22 protein-coding genes are annotated in these 26,880 nt (G+C 47.1%); 14 read left to right on the top strand and 8 right to left on the bottom strand.

Translation table 11 applies throughout. The features are described from left to right. Positions 1–164: 164 nt before the first annotated feature. Both FG11_RS00655 and ilvD read right to left on the bottom strand, forming a co-directional pair. On the bottom strand, positions 165–1,088 hold the full coding sequence (locus FG11_RS00655) for a D-hexose-6-phosphate mutarotase (RefSeq protein ID WP_088177913.1): 924 nt from the start codon (positions 1,086–1,088) through the stop codon (positions 165–167). 19 nt (positions 1,089–1,107) lie between these two features. Then, on the bottom strand, positions 1,108–2,961 hold the full coding sequence (ilvD, locus tag FG11_RS00650) for a dihydroxy-acid dehydratase (protein ID WP_025223684.1): 1,854 nt from the start codon (positions 2,959–2,961) through the stop codon (positions 1,108–1,110). A 59-nt stretch (positions 2,962–3,020) separates the two neighbouring features. Between ilvD and lgt the strand changes: the two genes are divergently transcribed. Further along, a complete protein-coding gene (gene lgt / locus FG11_RS00645; RefSeq protein ID WP_025223683.1) occupies positions 3,021–3,809 on the top strand; it encodes a prolipoprotein diacylglyceryl transferase in 789 nt (262 codons plus the stop codon). Between the two features lie 202 nt (positions 3,810–4,011). After that, on the top strand, positions 4,012–4,194 hold the full coding sequence (locus FG11_RS00640) for a hypothetical protein (RefSeq protein ID WP_020183698.1): 183 nt from the start codon (positions 4,012–4,014) through the stop codon (positions 4,192–4,194). Here FG11_RS00640 and FG11_RS00635 read toward each other — a convergent pair. Genes FG11_RS00635 through FG11_RS00625 form a run of 3 tightly spaced genes read right to left on the bottom strand, consistent with a single transcriptional unit; the run spans position 4,191 to position 6,688 of the window. Next, positions 4,191–4,454 (bottom strand): TIGR03643 family protein, encoded by a 264-nt coding sequence (locus tag FG11_RS00635; protein ID WP_020183697.1) that lies wholly within the window; start codon positions 4,452–4,454, stop codon positions 4,191–4,193. The genes FG11_RS00640 and FG11_RS00635 overlap by 4 nt on opposite strands. Beyond that, positions 4,445–4,624 carry a YbdD/YjiX family protein gene (locus tag FG11_RS00630; RefSeq protein ID WP_047532543.1) on the bottom strand — a complete coding sequence of 60 codons (180 nt, stop codon included), beginning with the start codon at positions 4,622–4,624 and terminating at the stop codon, positions 4,445–4,447. The genes FG11_RS00635 and FG11_RS00630 overlap by 10 nt, the downstream gene beginning before the upstream one ends. 12 nt (positions 4,625–4,636) lie before the next feature. After that, on the bottom strand, positions 4,637–6,688 hold the full coding sequence (locus FG11_RS00625) for a carbon starvation CstA family protein (RefSeq protein ID WP_047532542.1): 2,052 nt from the start codon (positions 6,686–6,688) through the stop codon (positions 4,637–4,639). A gap of 328 nt (positions 6,689–7,016) precedes the next feature. On the opposite strand from FG11_RS00625, the gene FG11_RS00615 reads away from it, so the two are divergent. The 10 genes from FG11_RS00615 (at position 7,017) to FG11_RS00570 (ending at position 21,327) form a co-directional block, all read left to right on the top strand. Then, positions 7,017–7,595, top strand: a complete 579-nt coding sequence (locus FG11_RS00615) for an ANTAR domain-containing response regulator (protein WP_020183693.1) — start codon at positions 7,017–7,019, stop codon at positions 7,593–7,595. Between the two features lie 199 nt (positions 7,596–7,794). Beyond that, entirely contained in the window at positions 7,795–9,108 is a 1,314-nt protein-coding gene (locus FG11_RS00610) for a CmpA/NrtA family ABC transporter substrate-binding protein (RefSeq protein WP_047532540.1), read from the top strand. 122 nt (positions 9,109–9,230) lie between these two features. Next, positions 9,231–10,106 (top strand): nitrate ABC transporter permease, encoded by an 876-nt coding sequence (gene ntrB, locus FG11_RS00605; protein WP_047532539.1) that lies wholly within the window; start codon positions 9,231–9,233, stop codon positions 10,104–10,106. A 24-nt stretch (positions 10,107–10,130) separates the two neighbouring features. Then, positions 10,131–10,967, top strand: a complete 837-nt coding sequence (locus FG11_RS00600) for an ABC transporter ATP-binding protein (protein ID WP_047532532.1) — start codon at positions 10,131–10,133, stop codon at positions 10,965–10,967. Between the two features lie 76 nt (positions 10,968–11,043). Further along, a complete protein-coding gene (locus tag FG11_RS00595) occupies positions 11,044–12,537 on the top strand; it encodes an alginate export family protein (protein WP_047532530.1) in 1,494 nt (497 codons plus the stop codon). Positions 12,538–12,745: 208 nt separating this feature from the next. Next, positions 12,746–15,172, top strand: a complete 2,427-nt coding sequence (gene nirB, locus FG11_RS00590) for a nitrite reductase large subunit NirB (RefSeq protein WP_020183688.1) — start codon at positions 12,746–12,748, stop codon at positions 15,170–15,172. Between the two features lie 109 nt (positions 15,173–15,281). Further along, entirely contained in the window at positions 15,282–16,493 is a 1,212-nt protein-coding gene (locus FG11_RS00585) for a nitrate/nitrite transporter (protein ID WP_025223676.1), read from the top strand. Between the two features lie 27 nt (positions 16,494–16,520). Next, positions 16,521–18,209, top strand: coding sequence for a bifunctional protein-serine/threonine kinase/phosphatase (locus FG11_RS00580; RefSeq protein WP_047532527.1), 1,689 nt, complete (start codon positions 16,521–16,523; stop codon positions 18,207–18,209). 35 nt (positions 18,210–18,244) lie between these two features. Beyond that, positions 18,245–18,550, top strand: a complete 306-nt coding sequence (nirD, locus tag FG11_RS00575; RefSeq protein ID WP_025223674.1) for a nitrite reductase small subunit NirD — start codon at positions 18,245–18,247, stop codon at positions 18,548–18,550. Between the two features lie 32 nt (positions 18,551–18,582). Next, the gene (locus FG11_RS00570; RefSeq protein WP_052184886.1) at positions 18,583–21,327 is read left to right on the top strand and encodes a nitrate reductase; all 2,745 of its coding nucleotides are present in this window, start codon (positions 18,583–18,585) and stop codon (positions 21,325–21,327) included. Here the strand turns inward: FG11_RS00570 and FG11_RS00565 are convergent. The 3 genes from FG11_RS00565 to FG11_RS00555 are packed head-to-tail and all read right to left on the bottom strand — an operon-like array spanning position 21,324 to position 23,318. Then, the gene (locus FG11_RS00565; protein WP_020183683.1) at positions 21,324–21,818 is read right to left on the bottom strand and encodes a hypothetical protein; all 495 of its coding nucleotides are present in this window, start codon (positions 21,816–21,818) and stop codon (positions 21,324–21,326) included. The genes FG11_RS00570 and FG11_RS00565 overlap by 4 nt on opposite strands. 16 nt (positions 21,819–21,834) lie before the next feature. Further along, positions 21,835–22,509: a RadC family protein gene (gene radC, locus FG11_RS00560; RefSeq protein WP_020183682.1), complete on the bottom strand. Its 675-nt coding sequence runs from the start codon at positions 22,507–22,509 to the stop codon at positions 21,835–21,837. A gap of 44 nt (positions 22,510–22,553) precedes the next feature. Continuing rightward, positions 22,554–23,318 carry a hypothetical protein gene (locus FG11_RS00555; protein ID WP_047532525.1) on the bottom strand — a complete coding sequence of 255 codons (765 nt, stop codon included), beginning with the start codon at positions 23,316–23,318 and terminating at the stop codon, positions 22,554–22,556. A 101-nt stretch (positions 23,319–23,419) separates the two neighbouring features. Here FG11_RS00555 and coaBC point away from each other — a divergent pair, with 101 nt between their 5' ends. Together coaBC and FG11_RS00545 are read left to right on the top strand one after the other, a co-directional pair. Next, positions 23,420–24,607 (top strand): bifunctional phosphopantothenoylcysteine decarboxylase/phosphopantothenate--cysteine ligase CoaBC, encoded by a 1,188-nt coding sequence (gene coaBC / locus FG11_RS00550; protein ID WP_025223672.1) that lies wholly within the window; start codon positions 23,420–23,422, stop codon positions 24,605–24,607. 175 nt (positions 24,608–24,782) lie between these two features. Further along, complete coding sequence (locus FG11_RS00545; RefSeq protein ID WP_235276310.1) at positions 24,783–26,861, top strand: TonB-dependent receptor family protein; 2,079 nt, start codon at positions 24,783–24,785, stop codon at positions 26,859–26,861. The last annotated feature ends 19 nt before the right edge of the window (positions 26,862–26,880 follow it).

The following is a 26,880-nucleotide window of genomic DNA, read 5'->3' as shown; positions in this document are numbered from 1 at the left end:
ATGCAGCATCATACCTATAATTTAAAAATCTACAATAGTCTGTTGGAGTTTTTAAACGGCTGCATGCACTAAACACTTGGGTTGCAAACCTTTAACGTGATACCAAGGGACTAGGTTGACCCAACATTAAAATATTGGACAACGCTAGCCATCGATATCAAGATCTAGAGAGACTCGACACTGTATTCCACAGAGAAATTATGTGTTCTACCAGGGTTAATCACAATCGAGTTTTCCATGGCATTGGCGGACTCTACACAAATCATTTTACGCCATTCATCGTCATTACCCATATCGCCAAGTGCATGCGCTTTTTCTTCCCAAGGCGTCCATACCACCGTGGTGTTACTGCCGGATTTGGACACACGTACCAATCGGTTATAGTCAGAGTCGTGCACAATGCAGTCAGCACTGTGGTTAAGGTAAACACGGTCAAACTCACCATTAAATTTCAGCAGGCTATGTTCTACATGGCGCTCATACTGCCTTACTTTGTCGGCATACAAACACTCTTGCAAGCCTGTGATTCTAATCTTCTCAATATCGCTGACATTAAGGTAAGTGTGAAATGCTTCGCCAATCATGAACGGGTGTGCCGCTTTGTTGGTAGTCGCCAAATCGATTTTAAGGCGGCGACCAATCGTCAACATCAAGGTCAAGACATAAGGGTAAGACAACTGACGTTGCGCCTCTGGCGTGTGTAGCATTTGTAATGCAATACGCGTTGCACCGGAATAAGTAGTATCTGCATCAATGAATTGCCAAGGGATCACACGCGCAAATCCATGCGGACATAAAGTGCTATCGGTAGGATGTGCACCAAACCACGGCCAACAGATAGGTACACCACCACGGATGGAACGGCCTTTTACATATCTTGCATGATCGGATAGCCATAATACAGGATGCTTTTCTGATTTTGGCTGCCATTGAATGACCTGACCACCCTGTAATGCAATTTTAGCCTTTGCATATTGATTATCGACCTCAATATACTGCAAACCATTTTCATCTTCTGTAAATGTAAGATGCGGGTGTGCTACCGTGCCCTCTAGGTTAGCTTGTGTGGCTAGCAAAATATTTTCCATACTGTTTTTGGCCATAGTATTAATTTCTTTCAATTTGTGCGACATCACGCACCGCACCTTTGGCGGCAGAAGTACTCATGGCGGCATAAGCACGCAATGCTGGTGAGACATAACGCTCGCGATTTTGCGGCTTCCAGGCATCCTTGCCTTTGGCTTCCATGTGCGCACGGCGGTCCGACATTTCTGCATCACTGATATTCAAGTGAATGGTGCGGTTAGGGATATCAATCTCTATCGTATCGCCCTCTTCTACCAAGCCAATGGCCCCACCTTCTGCAGCCTCTGGTGAGGCATGACCGATACTCAACCCTGATGTACCACCTGAGAACCTACCATCTGTAAGCAAAGCACATTCCTTGCCAAGTCCTTTAGATTTCAGGTAAGAGGTTGGGTACAACATTTCTTGCATGCCAGGGCCACCGCGTGGGCCTTCATAACGAATCACCACTACATCACCCGCAACAACGCTATCCGCAAGAATCGCTTCTACTGCGGCATCTTGGCTTTCAAAAATACGCGCACGGCCTGTAAATTTAAGAATACTGTCATCCACCCCGGCCGTTTTCACAATACAGCCATCCAGTGCAATATTGCCGTAAAGTACAGCCAAGCCGCCATCTTGCGAGTAAGCGTGCGCTTTATCGCGAATACAGCCTTCGGCGCGGTCTATATCCAACTCAGGCCATAACATACTTTGTGAAAATGCAATGGTGGTAGAAATACCCCCTGGTGCGGCACGGAAGAATTTCTTCACTTCTTCGTCTTGCGTAGTAGTGATATCCCATTTTTCCAAAGCGGCTGACAAGGTTGGACTATGTACGGTCGGCGTATCACCATGAATCACGCCCGCACGATTCAACTCGCTTAATATCCCCATCACACCACCCGCGCGGTGCACATCTTCCATATGATATTTCGCTGTCGCAGGCGCTACTTTACATACGCACGGCACATGGCGAGAAATACGATCAATATCTTTCATCGTAAAATCCACGCCGGCTTCATGCGCAGCTGCCAACAAATGCAACACTGTATTCGTTGAGCCGCCCATGGCCACATCTAGACTCATGGCATTTTCGAACGCTTTAAAATTTGCGATTGAACGTGGCAACACCGTGTAATCATCTTGCTCGTAATGGCGTTTAGCCAAATCCACAATCAAGCGACCCGCCTGTAAAAACAATTGCTTACGCGCACCATGGGTAGCCAAAGTGGAGCCATTACCAGGCAAGCTCAAGCCCAAAGCCTCGGTTAAACAGTTCATCGAGTTGGCAGTGAACATACCCGAACATGAACCACACGTTGGGCAAGCAGAACGCTCAATAGCGTCGGATTCGGCATCAGACACTTTACTGTCAGCCGCGGCTACCATGGCATCCACTAAATCCAGCTTATGTGTCGTCCCTTGCCAATTGACTTTACCCGCTTCCATTGGGCCACCGGACACGAACACTACCGGAATATTCAAACGCAAAGCGGCCATCAACATGCCCGGGGTGATCTTGTCACAGTTGGAAATACACACCAACGCATCAGCACAGTGTGCATTGACCATGTATTCCACGCTATCAGCAATCAAGTCGCGGCTGGGCAAGCTGTACAACATGCCGCCATGCCCCATGGCAATGCCATCATCGACCGCAATAGTATTAAATTCTTTGGCGACGCCGCCTGCACGCTCGATCTCGCGCGCGACCAATTGGCCTAAGTCTTTTAAGTGCACATGGCCAGGTACAAACTGTGTAAATGAGTTGGAAATTGCGATGATAGGCTTGCTAAAGTCCTCATCTTTCATGCCCGTAGCGCGCCATAGCGCACGTGCACCCGCCATATTGCGGCCTTGTGTTGTAGTATGAGAACGATAAACTGGCATGTATAACCTCAAAGCAATTAAAACGTATAATATTATTTTACCGCATTCTAAGGCGTTTCATGTTAACCCACCCACAATTTAACCCCGTAGCCATACAAATCACCGATAGCTTTGGCATTCATTGGTATGGCTTAATGTATTTGATTGGTTTTGTTGCGTTTTTGTTACTAGGAAAATATCAAATTAAGCACAAACCGTGGTTTGGCTGGAATACACAAATGCTGGATGACGCGCTATTTTATGGCGCACTGGGCGTGATACTGGGTGGCCGCATTGGCTATATGCTGTTTTATCAGTTCCCCGATCTCATTGCGCACCCACTCAATTTATTGAAAATTTGGCAAGGCGGCATGAGTTTCCATGGCGGATTCTTGGGCGTGCTGGTCGCCATGTTTTGCTTCACCAAAAAACACCCACAGCCATGGCTCAAAATCATGGATTTTGTAGCGCCTTTGGTACCGCTGGGCTTGGGCGCTGGGCGCATGGGCAATTTTATTAATGGTGAGTTGTGGGGGCGACCGACCGGCAGTGATTACGGCATGATTTTTCCACAAGTAGATGCGATTGCCCGCCACCCATCGCAACTCTATGAATTCATGTTGGAAGGCATCGTCATGTTTGCGGTACTATGGTGGTTCTCACGCAAACAAAGGCCTGTCGGCCAAATCTCGGCACTATTCCTAATCATGTACGGCAGCTTCCGCTTTTTAGTGGAATTTACACGCGAGCCAGATGCGCATTTAGGGCTGTTGGGGCTAGGCTTGAGCATGGGGCAATGGTTAAGCTTACCCATGATGTTGATTGGAGTTGCACTCTTTTTGGCAACAAAACGGTCAAGCGTCAAATAAATCACTGTCCATTGTTGAAAAGCTGACGAGATGCTCTAATTCCCAACGCCAGCTTTTCTTCAAACAAAAACAAAGCTACAAAAAATCCATAAAAATCAACAAGCTATAAAGTAAAATTTTGTTGCGTTGATTGGCACACAAGTTGCACATCTCAAATCATCTACAACCTAGTGATGTGTGACGCAAAATGATTAACTGGCTTATGAATACGTTTCAAAAATTAACCGATCACGACGATCAAGTTAACTATATTATTGCGGAATACCATGCAACCACCAAAAAGAGACGCTCAGTGAAAGACGATCCGATTGAGAACGACTTTGAGACTGACAAAAACGCCACTGGTGAATATATGCAAATTGACCGTTTACACCAAAACAACTAATTGGCTAATCGGTTTGCTTTATTGTGCTCTTTTGATTGATGCCTAACGACCATTGATGACCGCAGCTGACCATGCTTTGTTTTCTGGCCATGTGTGCGTTTGCGCCAAAGTTTAAACGAACTAAGTTTTAACCGATCACGCATAAGCCTGATCACACCATCCTGACTCAAACCAAACTGATATTGAATTGCTTCAAATGGCGTGCGATCTTCCCAAGCCATTTCAATCACACGTGCCACGTCCGCTTCTGTTAGCAACAACGCTTAACACCTTTCCACTTACCATCTTGCCATTGCTTAAAGAACGCTTCACGAGTCAGTGGTGGCGTTTCTACATGATGCTCGGCATGATGCTGCAAATAACGCTCATAGGCGTCATCACCAGAAAGCTGGCGAATAGCAGACCAAAATTGCGTTAGTTTTTTAAACATATCCGTTTGACGTTAAGTGAGTAAATTAGTTTGCACGTAAGCCGTTTCGCTGACAGGCAAGGTAGGCTTGCCTTGTATATACCGCTTAGTGACTCTCAGCATATCAATCACCACCACCCACAACACCACCACAAAAAACAAGGTGAGATACGCATCTAAATGCTGATTAAAAATGAGTTGCGGCGCTACTGCGGCTTTATCGGCAGGCAGTGTACCGCTCGCCAATTTAGTGCTTAAATCGTTGGCGGCGGCAAAGAACCCTACCCGCACATCCTCAGAAAACACCTTCTGGTATGACGCCGCCGTGGTGATCGCCACCAGCCATGTCAGCGGTAACGCAGTAATCCATGCGTATTTCAATTTACCGGATTTCACCAAAATGCCAGTCGCCACACTCAATGCAATGGCTGCCAACATTTGATTGGCAATGCCAAACAGTGGCCACAGAATATTCACGCCGCCGTTGGGATCAATCACGCCTATATATAAAAAGTAACCCCAGCCTGCCACCACAATACTGCTGGTGAGAATCACTGAAGGGGTGTAAGACGTCTCACCTAACTTCTTATTAAAGTTGCCCAGCATATCTTGTAGCATAAAGCGCCCCACGCGCGTTCCGGCATCCAGTGTGGTCAAAATAAATATCGCTTCAAACATAATGGCAAAGTGGTACCACAGTGCAAGTAAATGCTTACCGAATGCACTCCCAAAAATACTGGCCATGCCCACTGCCAAGCTTGGCGCACCACCGGTACGAGCAAACAAGGTGCTTTCTCCCATGTCTTTCGCCAGCTGTTCCATTTGCTCAACCGTCACGGCAAATCCCCAGCTGTTGATTTTGGCCACAGCTTCAATGGCTTCTTTGCCCACTACACCTGCCGGACTATTAATAGCAAAGAATACACCCGGCTCTAAAACGGTGGCGGCAATCATCGCCATAATCGCCACAAAACTTTCTAGCAACATACCGCCATAGCCAATCATGCGAATATCACGCTCATTGCTCAGCAGTTTGGGTGTGGTACCGGAGGCAATCAACGCATGAAAGCCTGAAATAGCACCGCAGGCAATGGTAATAAATACAAATGGAAATAACTTACCGCCAAAAATCGGCCCAGTGCCATCGGTAAACTGCGTAATTGCAGGCATATGAATGTCGGGCCTCAAAATCACAATGGCCACCGCCAACAGTAGCACCGTACCCAACTTCATAAAGGTAGAGAGATAATCACGCGGGGCTAACAACAACCACACCGGCAATACCGCGGCAGCAAAGCCGTACACAATAATGGCGTAGGCCAATGGCAAGCCATCATGATCAAACCACACCCGCAGCGTCTCATGATGATCGACCCAGCCACCTGCGAGTACAGAAAACAACAGCAGCGCAACACCAATGGCGGATGCCTCAAGCACGCGTCCCGGACGGATATGACGCATATACACACCTACCAGCATGGCAATGGGGATCGTTGCCGCCACGGTAGACGTTGCCCACGGGCTATGTTTCATGGCATTGACCACCACCAAGCCCAACACGGCAATCAAAATGATCATGATCATAAATGTGCCTACCAGCGCGGCAGAGCCTCCTACCACACCAATCTCATCACGTGCCATTTGGCCTAAGCTACGACCATTGCGACGCATGGAGAGAAACAAGGTCACCATATCCTGCACTGCACCACCCAATACCGCGCCTACTAAAATCCACAACGTACCCGGTAAGTAACCAAACTGTGCCGCTAAAGTGGGGCCTACCAATGGGCCGGGGCCAGCAATGGCGGCGAAGTGATGTCCGAACACAATCCACTTATTCGTAGGAATAAAATCACGCCCATTATCCAGACGCTCTGCAGGTGTGGCACGTGTTTCATCGATTACCAGTACTTTGGCGGCAATCCATGCGGCATAAAAACGATAAGCAATGGCATAGATACACAAAGCAGCGGTTATCAACCACAACGCATTAATGGTTTCACCACGATATGTAGCAATGGTGCTCATGGCATAAGCACCCAACACTGCCACCAACCCCCACATGATTTTTTTATTGATCGACATGATGCACTTTTAATGATGTATGAATAAGCATCACAGTATAAATCACGACATACCAAAGATGAACACTGCTGATAGAACGCAAACATCACATGCTGTGTTTCGCTGGCTGACAACTATACCTTTGCCTGCGTTAAGTGACTGCTTGAACATTCAAACTCAGGAAATTGCAGGTTTACATATGATAGATTTGGTGCACACGCACCGCGATTGTGCAGGAATGAATTTCATAAAACTGAATAACGCCCCTTAACATCATTAAACAAGTCATTTAAAATCAAACAGTTAAAAATACTTAATTTATTGGCACAACCTTTGCTAAAGCTCAACCATGTTAAAGGTATTGATTGTGGACAATGATTTATCGCGTAGCAAACCATTGAAGCAATCATTGATAGAAAATGGGTTTGATGTGATTGCACATGTGGAGGATGGAGTAAACCTACATGATGTGTGTTGTGAAATGTCACCCGATATTGTCATTATCGATACCGAGTCGCCCAACCGAGATACGCTAGAAAACATTTGTGTGTTGTCGCAACACAACCCCAGACCGGTGGTCATGTTTACGCATGATGGTGACAAACAAAAGATTAAAGCCGCAACGCAAGCAGGTGTATGTGCTTACGTAGTAGGAACGATTCCGAGTGAAAGGTTAACGCCAGTGATTGATGCAGCAGTTGCCAGGTTTGAAGAAACAAAGCAGCTTAAAGAAGAGTTGAGTGTCGCCAATTTGAAGCTTGAAGAGCGCAAATTGGTAGAGCGGGCAAAAGGCATTTTGATGCGTCAACGTAATTTGGATGAAGAAGATGCTTACGCGATGTTGCGTGAGATGGCAATGAAACGAAATATGAAGCTGGCGGATTTATCTAACCAGTTGATTGAAGCAGCAAAAATGTTGATTGTGTAGTCAGTACACACTAACAGTTAGTATTAGAGACAACCCATAGCAGCCTCCAACGGCGGAACGTTGCTAGTTAAAACAGAGTACCAAAGTCGGTAGTTCTGTTGCAGTAAATTAAAGACAAAGGCGTCTTACCAGCAAGATTTATCTTGCCCGGTAGACGCCTTTTTTATTGTTTATTTTTTATGTGAATGAAGGAGTTTTAATGCGTAATTCAGAGTTGGATAACACACCGTTGAGTGACCCCTTGCCAACCAATACGGCTGAATCCGGCATCAATGCTAGCCGCCGTAACTTTTTTAAACATGCTGTAGCAGGGACACTAGGAGCAGCCGCGATGATGAATATTGTTCCACCTTCAGTCAGCACCAATGCATGGGCAGCAGGTAGCGATGAGCCAGAATTAAAAGAAGTCAAAATCGGTTTTATTCCACTGACAGATTGCGCACCGATTGTGGTTGCTGCTGAAATGGGCTTTGATAAAAAATACGGCATCAAAATTCTGCCTTCCAAAGAAGCGTCATGGGCAGGTATTCGCGACAAAGTAGTCAACGGTGAGTTGCATGCAGCACACGTGCTGTACGGCTTGATGTACGGCGTACAAATGGGCATTGGCGGCAAGCAAAAAGACGTGAATGTGCTGATGACATTGAACAATAACGGTCAAGGCATCACCTTGGCCAGCCAATTAAAAGACAAAGGCGTGACCAGTGGTGCAACACTGAAACGTTTGATCGACAACGAAAACCGAGACTTTACGTTTGCGCAAACTTTCCCTACCGGTACCCATGCCATGTGGTTGTACTACTGGTTAGCCTCGTACGGCATTAACCCAATGAAAGACGTGAAAACCATTGTCGTGCCTCCACCGCAAATGGTCGCCAACATGCGTATCGGCAATATGGATGGTTACTGCGTAGGTGAGCCTTGGAATGCACGTGCAATTTACGACAAAGTCGGCTTTAGCGTGGCGACATCTCAAGATATTTGGGTGGACCATCCTGAGAAAGTATTAGGCTGTACTGCTGAGTTTGTTGAGCAAAACCCAAAAACTGCGTTGGCCATGACCAAAGCGATTTTGGAAGCTTGCCGCTACATTGATGCCACCGCTAACCGTGCTGCAGTCGCCAAACTCATTTCCGGCAAAGCCTATGTAAATGCACCGGAAGAAGTAATTGCCGGCCGCTTTGTTGGCCACTACGACAACGGCATTGGCAAAAAATGGGAAGACCCGAATTACATGAAGTTCTTTAACGACGGCAAAGTGACGTTCCCGTACTTATCAGACGGTATGTGGTTCCTCACCCAACATAAACGTTGGGGTTTGCTCAAGTCAGATCCAGATTATTTAGCCGTGGCCAAAAAAGTGAACCGCATTGATATCTACACCGAAGCTGCAAAATCACTTGGTGTAAGCGTACCAAGCAGCCCAATGCGTGCTAGCAAATTAATGGACGGCGTAGTGTGGGACGGCACCAATCCTGCTGCCTACGCTAACGGCTTCAAAGTCAAAGTGTAATCAACCCTACTGGAGACATTCCTATGAGCACATTGACTATCAAGAATATCGCCCCCCTTAAAGGAGGTGCGCATACCTCCGGCGATACCCCTATACCCTTAGCAGAAAGCAAGGATAACACCATGGATGTACAAGCTTCCGACAAGGTGGCCATGCCAGCCGCAAATGCTGACAGCATCGCACCAGCGCCATCGGTGAGTGCACCCCGCGGCGACAGCAAGCTGATTAAATCAGCACGCCAATTCTTTGCCTGGGCCATTCCGCCTGTCATTGGCTTGGCGCTGATGTTGGCGGTTTGGACGTTGATTTCACATCAATCACAAGGCTTGCCTGGCCCCATCTCCACCTTTAAAGCAGCAATGATTTTATTCAGCGATCCGTTCTACATCAACAACCCGAATGACGTGGGCATTGGTTGGAACATCCTGAATTCATTGCAGCGTGTAGCGACCGGCTTTGGGTTGGCTGCGTTAGTGGGCATTCCGATGGGCTTTATTATTGGCCGTTATGAGTTTATGTCACGCATGACTGCGCCAATTATCAGTCTACTTAAACCGGTGTCACCTTTAGCCTGGCTGCCGATTGGTTTGCTGGTATTCAAAGCCGCCAACCCAGCAGCGATTTGGGTGATTTTCATCTCCGCTATTTGGCCGATGATTATCAACACCGCTGTGGGCGTGAGCAAAGTGCCGCAAGATTATATGAATGTGGCCAAAGTGCTGAACTTATCTGAGTGGAAAGTCGTGACCAAAATCTTGTTCCCGTACGTGCTGCCTTACATGATGACTGGTGTGCGCCTCTCTATCGGCGTGGCTTGGCTGGTGATTGTGGCAGCAGAAATGCTGACCGGTGGCGTGGGCATTGGCTTCTGGGTGTGGGATGAATGGAACAACCTGAATGTGGAACACATCATCATCGCTATTGTGATTGTCGGCGTGGTGGGCTTATTGCTCGAGCAAGGCCTGACGCTGTTAGCCAAACGCTTTAGTTACGAATAACGCACGGACTTTAGGGAGAACAATATGGAAACACTGTTACAAGAGAGACCGGTGCAAGAAAGACCATTGCAAGAGCGTTATGTGCAACTAGAGAATATAGACATGACCTTTGTCACCAAAAAAGGCACGTTTGATGCACTCAAAGGCATTAACCTCAATATCAAAGAAGGCGAATTTGTCTCGATTATCGGCCACTCCGGCTGTGGTAAATCCACGGTATTGAATTTGATTGCCGGCTTGCTTACCCCAACTGCTGGGCATTTATTTTGTGCCGGGCGAGAAATTGCCAAACCTGGGCCTGAGCGCGCTGTGGTGTTTCAAAACCACTCGTTACTGCCTTGGCTGACTTGCTTTGAGAATGTCTATTTGGCGGTGGACCGCGTATTTGGCAGCACTGAAAGCAAAGCACAATTGCAAGCACGCACCAAAGCTGCATTGGAGCTGGTAGGCCTCACCCATGCAACGGAAAAACGTCCGAACGAAATTTCCGGCGGCATGAAACAACGCGTAGGTATTGCCAGAGCATTGGCGATGGAACCCAAAGTGTTATTACTTGATGAGCCGTTTGGGGCATTGGATGCGTTGACACGTGCTGGCTTGCAAGACGAGTTGATGAAAATCATGGCGAAATCCGGTTGTACCGCAGTCATGGTCACACACGATGTGGATGAAGCTGTGTTGCTCTCCGATAAAATCGTCATGATGACGAATGGCCCGGCTGCGACGATAGGTGAAATATTAACGGTAGATTTAGAACGCCCAAGAAAGCGTTTGGATTTAGCTGAATATCCGCACTACAACCATTTACGCAGCGAAGTCCTGAAGTTTTTATACGAGCGCCACGCGAAAAAAGCAGCATAAAAAAAGGGTCTGTCGACCAGGACAGACCCACGTACCAAGGTACGTATCACCCCATCTTGAGAATAGGAGTAACAGTATGAAAAGTAATAGCAAGTGTAAGCCAAGTCAAGTCTTATCAAGCCAAGCGTTAAAGTTAAGTCCAGTTGCATTTGCAGTGTTATTGGGATTTGCCTCGCTATCATTCAATGCAATGGCCGAAGAGGAAGCGCTTCCTGAATACACTTTTATGGATGCGATTAAAACTGGCAAAAATATGACCAGCTTCAGATTGCGCTATGAACACGTAGAGCAAGATGGTCTACAACCGACCAACTATACGAATGCAGCTAACACAGCCAACCCAACCGCTAATCGAGAGCTCAAAGATGCGGATGGCATTACATTGCGTAGCTTAGTGGGCTGGCAAACTGCACCGTACCAAAACTTTAGCTTTGCCGTACAGTTTATTAATGTTTCCAAACTTGACGATAGTTTTAATGATGGCACTAACGGTTTCCGCATCAATGGTGCCACCAATCAAAACAGCAAAATTGAATACGCAAAAATCGTCGACCCTGATTTTACCGACATCAACCAAGCCTATATTGACTGGACCGGGGTAAAGAACACGCGTGTCCGCTTAGGTCGCCAAGCTGTTAACTTAGACAACGTACGCTTTATTGGCGATATTGCTTTCCGCCAAGTCATGCAAGTGTTTGATGGTATTTCAGTCTTCAACAAAACCATTACAGACACCGAAGTATTTTTAGCGCACTTTGAAGAGGTCACACAAATTACTACAGTGCAGCGTGGTGGCGATGTAGACATTGCGAATATCCGCTACCGCATTTCACCTACCGAGTTCTTGGTGGGTTATGGCTACTTATCTAACATGGATGAATTAGGCTATGGCAATGCTTGGTTTGGCGCAGGTACCTTGAATAATAACGGCAGAGCAAATTTAACGGCTGACCAATCCAACAAAACCTTTGGTGTACGTTTGGATGGCACGCATCCGTTCAACCCTAACTTTAGAGCACATTACACGGCTGAATACGCTAAACAAACGGATTATTCCGGCGGCGACAAACGCATTGATGCGCACTACTACAAACTGGGCGGCGGCTTAGGTTGGGATAACTTCAATATGCGTATCGACCAAGAGCTGCTATCCAGCAATGACAATTTGTACGCTTTCCAAACCCCTTATGGCACGAATCACTTGTTCCAAGGTTGGGTCGATAAGTTCTTAGCCACGCCAAGATCTGGGATTAAAGATACGTTTGTGACCGCGACTTATCGTTACGACGATTTCTTATTTTTTGCCGACTATCACGTCATTAACTCTGATGAAGATTTTAATACGGTCGGCGGTGGTGCAAGCAGAAATGGCAATCAATACGGTAAAGAGTGGAATGCAGCAGTCACATATAACGTGAATAAGAACATCATGACTAAACTAGAGTACGGCAAATTTACAGAAGATGACCACTATGCAGCAACGCCCAATGTTGCAAACAACGTGGCTGGAAACCGCGGCCGTGTGAGAGATACAGAAAAACTATGGCTCACTGCCATGTACACATTTTAACTAACATCACTACCCACAAAAAGTGGGTAGCGAGATAGGTTTTTGCGCATGCACCAAGATAAATCACATCTTGGTGCATATGCACTATTAATGGTCATCACTACGTTAAATGACGTATAGACGATATGTAATGCATTGATTCCGCTATGGTTATATACATGGCTCGTAAATTGCTTAAACGCGATAGATTAAACAAGGTAGGTGTACTATGAAAAAAATGAATTTAGTGGTGGTCGGGAACGGGATGGCAGGTATGCGCGTGGTAGAGGAGCTACTCAAAATAGCGCCGGATATCTATCACATTACAGTGTTTGGCGATGAACCTTATCCCAATTACAACCGCATTATGCTGTCGCCGGTGCTTGCAAACGAGCAAACGATTGATGACATCATTTTAAATACACGCGAATGGTACGCAGAAAACAATATCACGCTCTACACCAACGCACGCATCAACAAGATTGATCGTAAAAATCGCGTGGTGTATGCGGAAGATGGCACCAGTGCAGAATACGACCGTTTGTTGTTAGCTACAGGTTCCAAGCCGTTTATGTTGCCAATTCCCGGTGCCGATTTACAAGGCGTGCTGGGGTATCGCGACATTAAAGATACTAACGACATGATTGAAACTGCTAAACAATATAAACATGCAGTGGTAATTGGTGGCGGCTTGCTTGGTTTAGAAGCGGCCAATGGGTTGAAAATCCAGGGCATGGATGTCACTGTCGTCCATAAAAACGAGTGGTTACTTGAACGCCAGCTAGACAAAACTGCAGGCGTGATGCTGCAAAAATCACTAGAGTCTAAAGGCCTGCACTTTTTACTGAAAAAAGATACCGAATCACTGATTGGTAAAGATGGCCGCGTGACGGCAGTCAAATTTAAAGACGGTCAAGAAGTCCCCGCCGATTTAGTCGTCATGGCCGTAGGCATTCGCCCGAATTATGCATTGGCTGAATCGGCTGGCATCCATTGTAACCGTGGCATTGTAGTCAACGACACCATGCAAACTTACGACCCGCGCGTGTATGCAGTGGGCGAATGCGTTTCACATCGCGGCACCTCTTACGGGTTGGTCGCACCGTTATTTGAAATGGCTAAGGTGTGCGCCACACACTTGGCCAACTTTGGTATTGGGTTATACAAAGGCTCCGTGACTTCAACAAAATTAAAAGTCACAGGCATTGATTTGTTTTCTGCCGGAGATTTCTCTGGCGGTGAAGATACCGAAGAAATTGTGTTGCACGATGCAGTAGGCGGGGTGTACAAAAAACTCGTGATTAAAGATGACAAAATCATCGGCAGCGTGCTCTATGGCGATACGACGGATGGGGCTTGGTATTTCCAGATGTTGCGTGATAGCAAACCGATTCATGAGATACGTGATCACCTCATGTTCGGGCAAGATAGTCTGGGCAATACCGGGCACCAAGGTCAAGATAAAGCAGCCGCTATGACAGACGAAATGGAAGTCTGCGGTTGTAATGGTGTATGCAAAGGCACGATCGTCAAAGCCATTCAAGAAAAAGGCTTGTTCACCATTGACGACGTTAAAAAACAAACCAAAGCTGGTTCAAGCTGCGGCTCTTGCACAGGCTTGGTCGAGCAAATTTTGGCCTCTACTTTAGGGGGTGGTTATGCACCGCCTTCTAGCAGCAAATCGATTTGCGGTTGTACCGATAAGAGCCACGAGGTCGTCCGTGAAGAAATTCGCAAAAACAAATACCTGAATATTCCAGATGCGATGAAAGGCATGAGCTGGGGCACACCTAACGGTTGTGCAACTTGCCGCCCTGCATTGAATTACTACCTAATTTCCAGCTGGCCACACGAAGCCAAAGATGATCCGCAATCACGCTTTATTAACGAACGCGTGCACGCAAATATCCAGAAAGATGGTACCTACTCTGTGATTCCACGTATGTATGGTGGCGTTACATCCTCTGATCAATTGCGCAAAATTGCCGATGTGGCCGACAAATACAATGTGCCAATGGTGAAAGTCACTGGCGGTCAGCGTATTGACTTGCTCGGTGTGAAAAAAGAAGACCTCACCAGCATGTGGGCAGATTTAGATATGCCTTCTGGCTACGCTTACGGCAAATCGATCCGTACTGTTAAAACCTGTGTGGGCTCTGAGTTTTGCCGTTTTGGTACACAAAACTCTACACAGCTAGGCATTGATATTGAAAAAGCGTTTGACCACATGTGGGCACCGCATAAAGTGAAGTTTGCGGTATCTGGCTGCCCACGTAACTGCGCGGAATCTGGCATTAAGGATGTCGGCATCATTGGCGTCGATTCTGGCTGGGAAATCTATGTCGGTGGTAACGGCGGTATCAAAACCGAAGTCGCCCAGTTCCTCTGCAAAGTTAAAACGGCAGAAGAAGTGATTGAGTACTCTGGTGCGTTTATCCAAATTTACCGCGAAGAAGCGCGTTACCTTGACCGTACCGTGCACTGGATTGAACGTGTAGGTCTGGATTACGTGAAGAAACGTATTCTAGAAGATGCCGAAGGCCGTACCGCCGCTTATGAGCGCTTGCTGTACGCCTTACAAGGTTCTGTAGACCCTTGGGCAGATCGCGTGAAAAAACGTGCTGAGCATAAAGAGTTCGACACTATTACAGTGTAGTGCCGCACGGTCTAATACCGCTTCTTTTTCAATCAAGAGCCCGTGAGACGACCCGTTTCATGCTCAACAATATACAGGTGAAGCAAAATGCTTCACCAAGGAGACGATCATGCAAAAAAGTTTTTGGGAAGTCGGCCATAAGCCCACTTTATTTTCTGCCTTTTTCTACTTTGATTTAAGCTTTATGGTGTGGGTCATGTTAGGCCCACTCGCCGTGCAAATCGCGGCAGACCTGAATCTAACGCCAGCACAAAAAGGGTTAATGGTCGCCACACCAGTGCTGACAGGCGCTTTGCTGCGTATTTTTATGGGCGTGTTGGTTGATCAAATTAAGCCTAAAAAAGCAGGTTTAGTGGGCCAGTTTATTGTGATTGCCGCACTGCTGGTAGCTTGGCTGCATGGTGTGCATACTTATCAACATACCTTGTTATTAGGCATGTTCTTGGGCTTTGCCGGCGCAGCGTTTGCCGTGGCACTGCCATTGGCCTCACGCTGGTACCCGCCAGAGCATCAAGGCACGGCATTAGGCATTGCGGGTGCAGGCAACTCTGGTACAGCGTTAGCCGCGTTATTTGCGCCAGGCTTAGCGATTGCATTCGGCTGGAACAACGTGTTTGGTTTAGCGCTCATCCCACTCAGCATTGCCTTGTTGGTGTATGTGATTTTTGCCAAAGACGCACCGGACGCACCCGCAGCCAAATCTTTAGGGCAATATCTTGCTGTATTAAAAGACAAAGACGCTTGGTGGTTCATGTTCTTTTATAGCGTGACCTTTGGCGGCTTTGTTGGCTTGGCTTCTTCATTGACTATTTATTTCAATGACCAATATGGTCTACCGCCAGTCCATGCTGGTTACTTTACGGCCGCATGCGTGTTTGCTGGTTCATTGGTACGCCCATTTGGTGGCTTATTGGCAGACCGTATCGGTGGCATTCGTTCACTCACCATCATGTACATCTTGGCGGCCTTGTTCTTATTTATCTTAAGTTTTGGTATTCCTACCCAAGCATTAGGTTTAACTGTAGTCATTCTGGCTATGGCAGCACTCGGCATGGGCAACGGTGCAGTGTTCCAATTGGTGCCGCAACGCTTCCGCAGAGAGATTGGCGTCATGACTGGGTTGGTTGGTATGGCGGGCGGCATTGGTGGTTTCTATCTTGCTTCCAGCTTGGGCTACTCTAAACAAGTGACCGGCAGCTATCAAATTGGCTTATTGATATTTGCCGGATTGGCCATCTTAGCCATGGTGGGATTAATGGGTGTGAAAACACGCTGGAGAACTACCTGGGGTGCTGCAACGGCTACCACCGCTAAGGTATAGTGGCTGTTTTAATCGTTAAGTATTGTCATGTCACTGAAATTTAGCGTTGGCGAAAGTAGCCTAGTAGGGCCACGCACACGTAATGAAGATTACGCGGGTGTGGTCACGCCAAACCACGCGGTGCTCGCCACCAAAGGTGCGCTCATTGCGGTGGCTGATGGTGTCAGTGGCAACGCGGGTGGGCGCGAGGCCGCTGAAATGACAGTGCGTACAGTCTCTGCCGATTACTATGCAACCCCTGATACTTGGCAAATCCATATCTCGTTAGAAAAAGTGTTGAGTGCCGCCAACCGTTGGGTGCTGGCACAGGCCGCAGCTAATCGCAATATGTCTGGCATGGCGACAACATTATCGCTACTTGTATTGAAAGGGCAGCGTTATATTCTGGCGCATGTGGGGGATACACGTATTTATCGGTTGCGCAACAAAACGCTCACACAACTCACGACCGATCATGTATGGGACAGACCCGACATGCGCCACGTGCTCAAGCGCGCAGTAGGGTTAGATAGCACGCTTAATGTAGACTTTTCCGAAGGCCTATTAGAAGTAGGCGACACCTTTGCCATGATGAGTGATGGCGTATGGGAGCCATTAGGTGAGAAAGCGATCCATCATGCCATGATGCTGTACGACAGCCCGCAAATGATCAGTGACCACCTCACCAAAACGGCGTTGGAAAAAGGTGGGCAAGACAATGCAACGGCAATCATTGTGCGCATCGATGAAATTGGCACCGACAATCTAAATGATTTACTCTCGGATGCACAAAACTTAGCCGTGCCACCCAAGCTAAAAGTGGGCGATGCACTGGATGGCTTTGAAGTGCAGGATATCTTGCATGACTCACGCGCTACCGTACTGTACAAAGTCAGAAACCAGAGCAAGCAATTGTTTGTATTAAAAACACTGCAGCCTATCATGGCCAATGATAAAGACAGTTGCCAAGCGCTATTGAATGAAGAATGGCTGGCTAAACGCGTGGTATCGCAATGCGTGCCTCAAGTGCTGCCGTTAACGGCTGAGCAACGTAAGCATTTGTATTATGTGATGACCTGGCACGAAGGCGCGACCTTGCAGCAGCGCATTGAACATGGGCATCATTTTACGGTCAATGGCGTAGCCAAGACCGCTGAAGACCTGATGCGAGGCATCAGCATGTTGCACCGCTTAAATATTATTCATCGCGACATCAAACCAGCCAACATTCATATTGGCTCAGACCAGCGTTTGCGCATTTTAGATTTAGGGGTAGCACTCAATACCACCATCGGCACACCGGAAACCATGAGTAACCCTGGCACGCCAAGCTTTATGGCACCGGAATTATTTGAAGGTAAGTCTGCAGACATCACTACCGATATTTATGCGGCAGGCGTCACGCTGTATTACTTGCTGACCAGAAAATATCCTTATGGCGAGATCGAGCCTTTTCAAGCGCCACGTTTTGGCGAGCCGATTCGCCCCACACGCTACCGTCCGGATATTCCGGCATGGCTAGAAAATATTATTCTTAAAGCCGTTGCACGAGATAGCGATAAACGCTTTGAAACAGCAGACGAAATGTTGCATGCGCTGGAATACGGCGAGCTCAAACCCATTGCATTGCAACGCACACCACTGATTGCAAGAGCCCGATTACTCAAATGGCAGTGGCTGGCGATTTTCTCTCTGATTCTTAATTTTTTATTTATTTATTTACTAATAGTCTCCTAACCGTTGACTGCATTTCATATCATTTTGGAGTTTTTATGAGCTGGACAAAAGTTTGCCCCTTAACCGAAATCCCTAAACTGGGTTCACGCTTGGTGCGTACTGAAAAAACAGATATTGGTATTTTCCGCACCGAAGATGACCGTGTATTTGCGCTGAACAATACCTGTCCACACAAAGGCGGCCCACTCTCGCAAGGAATTGTCTATGGTGACAAAGTGGCCTGCCCGCTACATAGCTGGAAAATCAGCTTGGTAGACGGCAAAGCGGAAGAGCCAGATGTAGGTCAAACCGCTTGCTATGCAGTCAAAGTAGAAGATGGTATGGTGTATTTAGAAATTTGAAGTTAGTAATTTAAAGACGGACAAAGTAGCAAATGGCAAATCAAGTGCAATCCCCTATCAATCCTGCGGTCAAAGAGACCAAGGCTACCTGTTGCTATTGTGGCGTGGGTTGTGGCGTGATTATTAAAACAGAGCATCAACGTATTATTGATGTGAAAGGTGACCCCGACCACCCTGCCAATTTCGGACGCCTATGCACCAAGGGTTCAACCCTGCACCTCACGGCCAAATTGGATGCACGCGGTCTATATCCGGAACTGCGTACCGAGCGCGGTGCCGAGCGTCAGCGTAGTACTTGGGATGCGTCTCTGGATTATGTGGTGGATAAATTCGCCGACACCATTGCACAACATGGTCCGGACTCCGTGGCCTTTTATATTTCGGGCCAATTGCTAACCGAAGACTACTATGTGTTCAACAAGCTGGCTAAAGGCTTGATTGGCACCAATAACGTCGACACCAATTCACGCCTATGCATGAGCTCCGCTGTGACTGGTTACAAAGCCACATTGGGTGCAGACTCCCCACCCGCCTGCTATGAAGATATCGACCATACCGGGTGTTTGTTTATTGCAGGGTCGAATACCGCTTTTGCACATCCGATTATTTTCCGCCGCATCGAAGATGCCAAAGCTAAAAATCCTGACATGAAAGTGGTGGTGGTCGATCCGCGTCGCACCGATACGGCACAGTTTGCTGATTTACATTTGGCCATTTTACCGGGCACCGATGTTGCACTATTCAATGGTCTATTACACGTGATGCTCTGGGAAGGGCTGTTGGATATGCAGTATATCCGCAACCACACCGAAGGTTTTGACGCCTTAAAAGAAACCGTACGCGAATACACCCCTAAAATGGTGGCTGATATTTGCGGCATCAGTGAGCAGGACATTATTCAAGCAGCTAAATGGTTTGGTGCTGGTCCTACGCTCTCCATGTATTGTATGGGGCTCAATCAATCGGTGCACGGCACGGATAAAAATGCGGCACTCATCAACCTACACTTGGCCACTGGCCAAATTGGCAAACCGGGCGCTGGCCCATTCTCGCTCACCGGACAACCCAATGCCATGGGTGGCCGTGAAGTCGGCGGCATGGCCAACTTACTCTCTGGCCACCGTGACTTAGCCAATACTGAGCACCGCGCAGAAGTGGCGAAACTATGGGACATTGATGATGTGCCCGCCCAGCCCGGAAAAACTGCGGTTGAAATGTTTGATGCCATTAAAAAAGGTGAAGTCAAAGCGGTATGGATTGCCTGCACCAATCCAGCACACTCGATGCCAGACCTGAATAATGTACTAGAAGCGCTGAATACTGCCGAACTCGTCGTCCTGCAAGATGCCTTTAACAACACCGACAGCAACCAATACGCCGATGTGTTCTTTCCAGCCACGACATGGGGTGAAAAAGAAGGCACCGTGACCAACTCGGAACGCAGAATCACACGCTTGCAAAGTGCATCGCCCAAGCCGGGTGAAGCGCGCCACGATTGGGAAATTGCGGTGGACTTTGCACAACGTTTAGAGAAAAAACTCGCATCCAAATCTATCACGGGTAAATCATTATTTGATTATCCCACCACGGAAAGTGTGTTCAACGAGCACCGTGAAACAACACGCGGACGCGATTTAGACATTACCGGACTTAGCTACCAGCTGCTGGAACAACAAGGCCCGCAACAATGGCCATTTAAAGAAGGTGCAACGACAGGTGAGGCACGCCTGTATACCGATGGCGTATTCCAGAAACCTAACGGCAAAGCGCAATTCCACAACGCAGTATATAAAGGTACTGCCGATAAAACCGATGCACGCCATCCGCTGCACCTACTGACTGGACGCCTACGTGACCAGTGGCATGGCATGAGCCGCACTGGCACCATTGCGCAGCTTTATAACCATGTGGAAGAGCCGGTCGTTTCCATGAATCAGGATGACATGACGCGCCGGCAGCTCAAGTCCGGCGACATTGTGAAACTGAGCAATAAACGCGGCAGCCTGAATATTCGTGTGCAGCAATCCGAAGAAGTCAAACCGGCGGAAACCTTTATCCCTATGCACTGGGGAAGCCAAACGATGAGTGGCTTGGGTGTCAATGCCTTGATGCCGCCAGCATTTGATAAGACCTCCAAGCAACCTGAGCTAAAACATACGGCCATTAAGATTGAAAAGCTGGATCTGCCCTGGCAAATGACAGTCATGCGCACTTGCAGTAATCTAAGTTTGGTTGAAAACATTCGCCCCCTACTTAAAGAGTTTGATTACGCCACCTGCGGATTGTATGGTCGCGATCACGGCATGGTCGTATTGCGTGCATCGCATCATACTGCGCCTGATGCCGCGATTATTCAGCGCCTTGATCAAATGCTCGGCATGGTGGAAGACGCACCCATGCTAAATTATGACGATGCCAAACGCGGTATCCATAAACGCATTTTGGTTGAATCCGGCCAAGTGACTGGTGTGAAACTGATAGGTGAAACGCTGGCAGCCGATTGGCTGAAACAAGTGATGCAACAAGGCCAATTTACCGATGAACTCAGACGTTGGGCGCTTGCGCCATTAAGTGCGCCACCTAGCGGTCAAAAAAGCCGTGGCAAAATTGTGTGTAACTGCTTTGATGTGTCGGAGAATGAAATTATCGACACCTGTGAAGCCGGGGCAGACTTGCAAACGCTACAAGCCAAGTTGCAATGCGGCACCAACTGTGGCTCTTGTGTGCCAGAACTCAAACGTTTAGTGAAAGCACATAGCACACTTAAGGTAGGTTAAACTTCAATCAAGGTCGGCGTACCAACCCGGCCTTTTTCTTTTGCGATTTTTGTGATGTACTTGGCAAAATCAGGGTCTTCACCTTGCAACAGCCGTGGTAACCACTCCCGAAAATCATCGCGCTCGCACCACTCGCGCATATAGTCATCCCATGAATACCAGCGCCGCAATTGCTTGCCCGCCATATTGGGCTCGTAAGCAAGCAAATATGCGCGCTCAAACAATGAAATCAAAATTTCAAACATCACGTACATACGCTCCAGTTGCTCTTCTGTTAGCTGCTCAATACTGGATTGTGAGCGCAATTTAAGGTCTGGATTCGCCATCACCAGCTTGAGAAAATCGGTATAGGCATCCGACAATAGCTGATACACCTCTTCTTCTTCGTTCTCACGTTCTTTACGCTGCTCTAGCATAAATGAGAGGATTGCCAACGGCAAACCAAACACCGTCACAATGTAACTTAACAATTCCCAAGTTTGCAAAGACATCTCAGGCTCCTCACTCTTAAAGTAAACCGCGCTCTACAAACGAACAGGTACTATTGCCCGCCACAATAAAATGATCCAACACCCGCACATCCACCAAAGCTAACGCTTGTTTTAATGCCTGTGTCAGGCTTTCATCCGCCTGGCTAGGCTCAGCAATGCCAGAAGGATGATTATGTGCAAAAATAACAGAAGCGGCATTGTGATGCAGCGCGCGCTTCACCACTTCACGCGGATAGACGCTGGTTTGCGTCAACGTGCCCTCAAACAACACTTCCTGTGCCAATACCCGATTTTGCGCATCCAGCAACAGCAGCATAAACACTTCTCGCGGTAATATCCCTAGCTTGAGCATCAAATAATCACGTACTTGCTTAGGCGAGGACAACACATCGCGTACCTGCATTTGCTCTGCCAATGCCCGCTGACTCATCTCAAAAATTGCTTGTAACTGGCAATACTTGCTTTCACCCATGCCATGCACTTGGTTGATTTGCACTAGCGACGCCGAAAAAATGCCATTTAAACTGCCAAACTGTTGCAAAAGATCACGCGCTAAGTCTACTGCGCTTTTACCTGTTACCCCTACGCGCAAAAAGATGGCAAGCAACTCCGCATCTGACAATGCCGCTGCTCCCTGCTGCATCAGCTTTTCTCTTGGGCGCTCCCCTTCAGGCCAATCTGTAATCGCCATGCTGTGCTTTCTTTTCTTTCTTATATGAAATGACCATCTGATGATTATCGCACCCAGCCAATTTCTCTTGCAGTTTTGCGTCCAATCAAAGTTAACCGCAAGCTCTTAGGTACCTCTGCAGTACTTTCGGTCAGTGGCACTCTGCCACCCATCAGCTCTGCATAATCTTGTGGCAATCTGGGCTGTTTATCTGGTTCGGCGTAACCATCGGGGAAACTAGGCAATCCGTTCGCTAAGTCATACTTGTCAGTTGCTTTGACCGTATGTAGTAACTCATGCGCCAGAATCACCAAATTCTTTTTGGCATACGCTGCATCGGCAAACAAGTTCACACGCCCTATTCTGCCTTTATTTAAAGCCGTTGAATGCGTAAGGCGAGGGCTGGTTAATGGATCATGGTATAGCAAATACAGCCGGATATCCGGCTTAACCGACATGCTAGGTGAGTTTTTCCAGGCAAAATATCTAAACTGTAAACTCCATAGCACGACTTTCAATACGCCACTTTCCACTGGGGGTGCTGGAGGAATTTGATTGATTTTATCCCCGAGTCGAATCTCAAATGGGCGACGCAAGCCTAACTGATAACGTTGTGCTTCTTCTGCAAAATACTCTGCCACCGGCTCAAAATCTTGGGGGGTGAGTGTGTTAATGTAAGTGCTTACTACCGCGCTATTATCTGCATTGATAGGATATACCGCTACATAGAAATTTTTATTCCAATCCAAATCCGCATCTTCTTGTAACGTCTGCTGAATCACCGTTGCAAGAATCAACAGCAGAATGATAATGCGTATTTTTTTCCACATAAGGCACCTGTTTTTTCTATTATCTTAACAGCAATCTATGCCGCTTTCATGCCGTACGCGCAATCATCGCAATTGCACCTTGTTTCAGATAGAATTCGCGCATGGCATCTCAATCTTCAAAACGCGCGATTGTACTGGGTATCACAGGCGGTATTGCAGCTTATAAAGCGGCCGAACTGGTGCGCCTACTGATTCAACAGAGTTACAGTGTACAAGTTGTGATGACTGAAGCCGCTTGTCAATTTATTACACCTGTGACGATGCAAGCGCTTTCGGGCAACCCGGTGTATATGAATATGTGGGATAACGCTATTCCGAATGGTATGCCGCATATTGAACTCAGTCGCCAAGCCGATGCTATTTTGATTGCCCCTGCCAGCGCAGATTTTTTAGCAAAGCTCGTGCATGGTCGTGCGGATGATTTACTGTCTACCCTATGTTTAGCGAGAAACTGTCCGTTGCTCGTTGCACCAGCCATGAACAAACAGATGTGGGAGAACCCAGCAACGCAGCGCAATATCAGCCAACTGAAGGCGGATGGCATTAGCATATTAGGGCCGGCTGCCGGCGAGCAAGCCTGTGGTGAAATTGGCTTAGGTCGCATGCTGGAACCTGAGGCACTGATGCAAGCTGTGACTACGCACTTTACGCCCAAGTTGCTGCAAGGAAAACGTATCCTCATTACTGCAGGTGCCACACTAGAGCCGATTGACCCGGTCCGTGCCATCACCAATTTAAGCTCCGGTAAAATGGGCTATGCTATTGCACAAGTAGCAGTTGACATGGGTGCAGCAGTCACCTTGGTGAGTGGGCATAGCACGCAAACACCTCCAAGCAACCTTACCTTTATCAAAGCGCTGGATGCAAAAAGTATGTATCAAACAGTGATGCAGCAAGTGCATCATCAAGATGTATTGATTGCCGTTGCTGCGGTAGCAGACTACAGTCCGGCACAAGTTTCTACACAAAAAATCAAAAAAAGTGAAGACACACTTAGCTTAACCTTGCTAAAAAATAAAGACATACTGGCTGATGTTGCTAGCTTGCCCAACGCACCGTTTTGCATAGGATTCGCTGCCGAGACCGAGCATGTGATTAAACATGCAACACAAAAACGTATCGCTAAAAAACTCCCGCTTATCGTTGCCAATGATGTCAGCATCGCCATGGGGCAAGACCATAATCAAGTCACGCTGATTGATGATGCCGGCAGTCACGCATTACCACTTAGTACAAAACCAGAAGTAGCGTTGTTAATATTGCAGCACCTTGCCAGCATGCTTAAATAGCCTGCCCGTTTGACTTGCATCAAATGCAAGTCAATCCCTCTGAGCGCATCGCATAAAATCATGATATTGCTGATGCCAATCCTTCTAATTATGGTTATTATCGCGCGATTAATTCACTACCGATGAAACCAACATGATTTCAAACAACAAAACAGTCCAATTTAAACTATTACCGATGGCTGTTGCCAGCGCATTAGGCATGGTACCGGCGCTCGATGCCTATGCAGAGGAGGATGAGAAAACCTTGCATATCGCACCGATTGTCGTCACTGGCACCCGCACGCTGCAAAATAGCTTTGACCTTCCCATTGCCATTGACGTGGTCAAGCAAGAGGATATTCAAAACGGCCAGCTACAAATGACGCTCTCGGAAAGCTTGATTAGAGTGCCTGGCATCACCGCACAAAATAGAACACAACAAGCCCAAGACCCGCAAATTTCAAGTCGCGGCTTCGGTTCACGCTCTAGCTTTGGTGTGCGTGGTGTCCGAGTTTACGTTGATGGCATTCCACTCACTATGCCGGATGGCCAAGGTCAGCCTGGTGTTGTGGATTTATCCGCAATCAAAAGTATAGAGGTATTACGCGGCCCGTTCTCCGCACTATATGGCAACTCTTCCGGTGGTGTGATTCAAATGTTCACAGAAGACGCACCGAAAACCCCTGAAATAGGTGGCACAGTGATGTTTGGCAGTTACAACACCAAGCGCCAAGTCATCAATGCAGCGGGTATTGCAGACGGTGTTGAGTACTTATTAAATGGCTCCAACTTTGAGAGCGATGGCTATCGCGATAATAGCGAGAGCGATAAACAGCAAGCCACCGCCAAATTTAAATTCAATATCAGTGAAGATACCAAACTCACCACTTTGATTAATTGGTTTGATCAGGATGCGCAAGACCCATTAGGGTTAGATCGTGCTCGCGCTTTTAGCAATCCAAGTTCAGCAGTACCTGCAGCAACAAATGCAAACACTCGTGTAAGTCGTTCACACACACAAATTGGCTTTAATCTTGAGCACACACTTAACGCAAACAATAAAATATCATTTATTCCTTATATTGGTAATCGAGAGAACGAACAGATCTTGCCGTTCAATGCGGCTGGGACGAACGCAAGAACAAGTACAATTTCGAGAGATTTTTACGGTACCGATTTACGCTGGGACAACATCGGTGAAATTGCAGGCCACACATATAACATTAGCTTAGGCGTCAATTACGGCAAATCTTCTGACGATAGACTTGATATCAACACCCAAGTCGGCGGTCTTCCTGCAAACGCCATCAACCGCGATGAGGAGAATATTTCAACTAACTATGATCGATACTTTCAGGGAAAAATATCGGCCACAGAAACAGTTGACATTCATGCGGGCTTAAGAAGAACGAAAGTAAATCTGCGCGTAAAAGACAACTTCACTACAGCAGGAGGGTTTGGCGACAACAGTGGTACAGTTTCTTACGAAAAGACAACACCTGTCATTGGTGCAACTTGGAAAGTGACGCCTACTGTTAACTTGTATGCTAATTATGGCAAAGGATTTGAAACCCCAACCTTTATTGAGGCTGCGTATAACTCAACAACCAGCGGTGCAACGCCAAATCTCAATCTAAAGCCTAGTACAAGCGAGAATTTCGAGATTGGCTCCAAAGCATTTATTACAGACAACACTCAAGCAAACATCACCTTCTTTTTGGTTAAAACCGATGATGAAATTATTACGAGTTCAACAGATGTCGCAAACAGAAGTGTTTTTGCAAATGCAAATAAAACTGTCAGAAAAGGGATTGAATTATCATTAGATTCAAATTTTGACCACAATATTTCAACCTATTTTTCATATACTTTACTCAATGCAAAATTTGATTCAGATTTTACTGGGGTCAATGGAACAATTAACTCAGGAAACAGAATTCCTGGCACTTACAATAGCCAGATTTATGCTGAGATTGCTTGGCAATATGAGCCTTTGGGATTTCACACAGCCTTTGAAGGTCGTCACAACAGCAAAGTTTATGTAAACGACCTGAATAATGACTCTGCACCTTCCTATACTGTATTCAACTTACGTGCCGGTTTTGAGCAAAGTCTTGCCCATTGGCAGTTTAAAGAATATTTACGCATCGAAAATATGTTTGATAAAGAATTTATAGGATCCGTTCGAGTAAACGACTATGGTAATCAACGCTATTTTGAACCAGGCGCCGATAGAAATTATTTACTGGGTCTCAGTGCTGCCTACAAGTTTTAATTAAGCAATTTGCAAATCA

The sequence above is a fragment of the Methylotenera sp. N17 genome (genome assembly GCF_000799155.1).
Taxonomy (GTDB): domain Bacteria; phylum Pseudomonadota; class Gammaproteobacteria; order Burkholderiales; family Methylophilaceae; genus Methylophilus.
This window is presented reverse-complemented; position numbering and strand designations above follow the sequence as displayed.

Bases quoted from the DNA above. Each gene is read 5' to 3' on its own strand.
- FG11_RS00655 (WP_088177913.1), bottom strand. From the start codon at position 1,088: ATGGAAAATATTTTGCTAGCCACACAAGCTAACCTAGAGGGCACGGTA.
- ilvD (WP_025223684.1), bottom strand. From the start codon at position 2,961: ATGCCAGTTTATCGTTCTCATACTACAACACAAGGCCGCAATATGGCG.
- lgt (WP_025223683.1), top strand. From the start codon at position 3,021: ATGTTAACCCACCCACAATTTAACCCCGTAGCCATACAAATCACCGAT.
- FG11_RS00640 (WP_020183698.1), top strand. From the start codon at position 4,012: ATGAATACGTTTCAAAAATTAACCGATCACGACGATCAAGTTAACTAT.
- FG11_RS00630 (WP_047532543.1), bottom strand. From the start codon at position 4,624: ATGTTTAAAAAACTAACGCAATTTTGGTCTGCTATTCGCCAGCTTTCT.
- FG11_RS00625 (WP_047532542.1), bottom strand. From the start codon at position 6,688: ATGTCGATCAATAAAAAAATCATGTGGGGGTTGGTGGCAGTGTTGGGT.
- FG11_RS00615 (WP_020183693.1), top strand. From the start codon at position 7,017: ATGTTAAAGGTATTGATTGTGGACAATGATTTATCGCGTAGCAAACCA.
- FG11_RS00610 (WP_047532540.1), top strand. From the start codon at position 7,795: ATGCGTAATTCAGAGTTGGATAACACACCGTTGAGTGACCCCTTGCCA.
- ntrB (WP_047532539.1), top strand. From the start codon at position 9,231: ATGGATGTACAAGCTTCCGACAAGGTGGCCATGCCAGCCGCAAATGCT.
- FG11_RS00600 (WP_047532532.1), top strand. From the start codon at position 10,131: ATGGAAACACTGTTACAAGAGAGACCGGTGCAAGAAAGACCATTGCAA.
- FG11_RS00595 (WP_047532530.1), top strand. From the start codon at position 11,044: ATGAAAAGTAATAGCAAGTGTAAGCCAAGTCAAGTCTTATCAAGCCAA.
- nirB (WP_020183688.1), top strand. From the start codon at position 12,746: ATGAAAAAAATGAATTTAGTGGTGGTCGGGAACGGGATGGCAGGTATG.
- FG11_RS00585 (WP_025223676.1), top strand. From the start codon at position 15,282: ATGCAAAAAAGTTTTTGGGAAGTCGGCCATAAGCCCACTTTATTTTCT.
- FG11_RS00580 (WP_047532527.1), top strand. From the start codon at position 16,521: ATGTCACTGAAATTTAGCGTTGGCGAAAGTAGCCTAGTAGGGCCACGC.
- nirD (WP_025223674.1), top strand. From the start codon at position 18,245: ATGAGCTGGACAAAAGTTTGCCCCTTAACCGAAATCCCTAAACTGGGT.
- FG11_RS00570 (WP_052184886.1), top strand. From the start codon at position 18,583: ATGGCAAATCAAGTGCAATCCCCTATCAATCCTGCGGTCAAAGAGACC.
- FG11_RS00565 (WP_020183683.1), bottom strand. From the start codon at position 21,818: ATGTCTTTGCAAACTTGGGAATTGTTAAGTTACATTGTGACGGTGTTT.
- radC (WP_020183682.1), bottom strand. From the start codon at position 22,509: ATGGCGATTACAGATTGGCCTGAAGGGGAGCGCCCAAGAGAAAAGCTG.
- FG11_RS00555 (WP_047532525.1), bottom strand. From the start codon at position 23,318: ATGTGGAAAAAAATACGCATTATCATTCTGCTGTTGATTCTTGCAACG.
- coaBC (WP_025223672.1), top strand. From the start codon at position 23,420: ATGGCATCTCAATCTTCAAAACGCGCGATTGTACTGGGTATCACAGGC.
- FG11_RS00545 (WP_235276310.1), top strand. From the start codon at position 24,783: ATGGCTGTTGCCAGCGCATTAGGCATGGTACCGGCGCTCGATGCCTAT.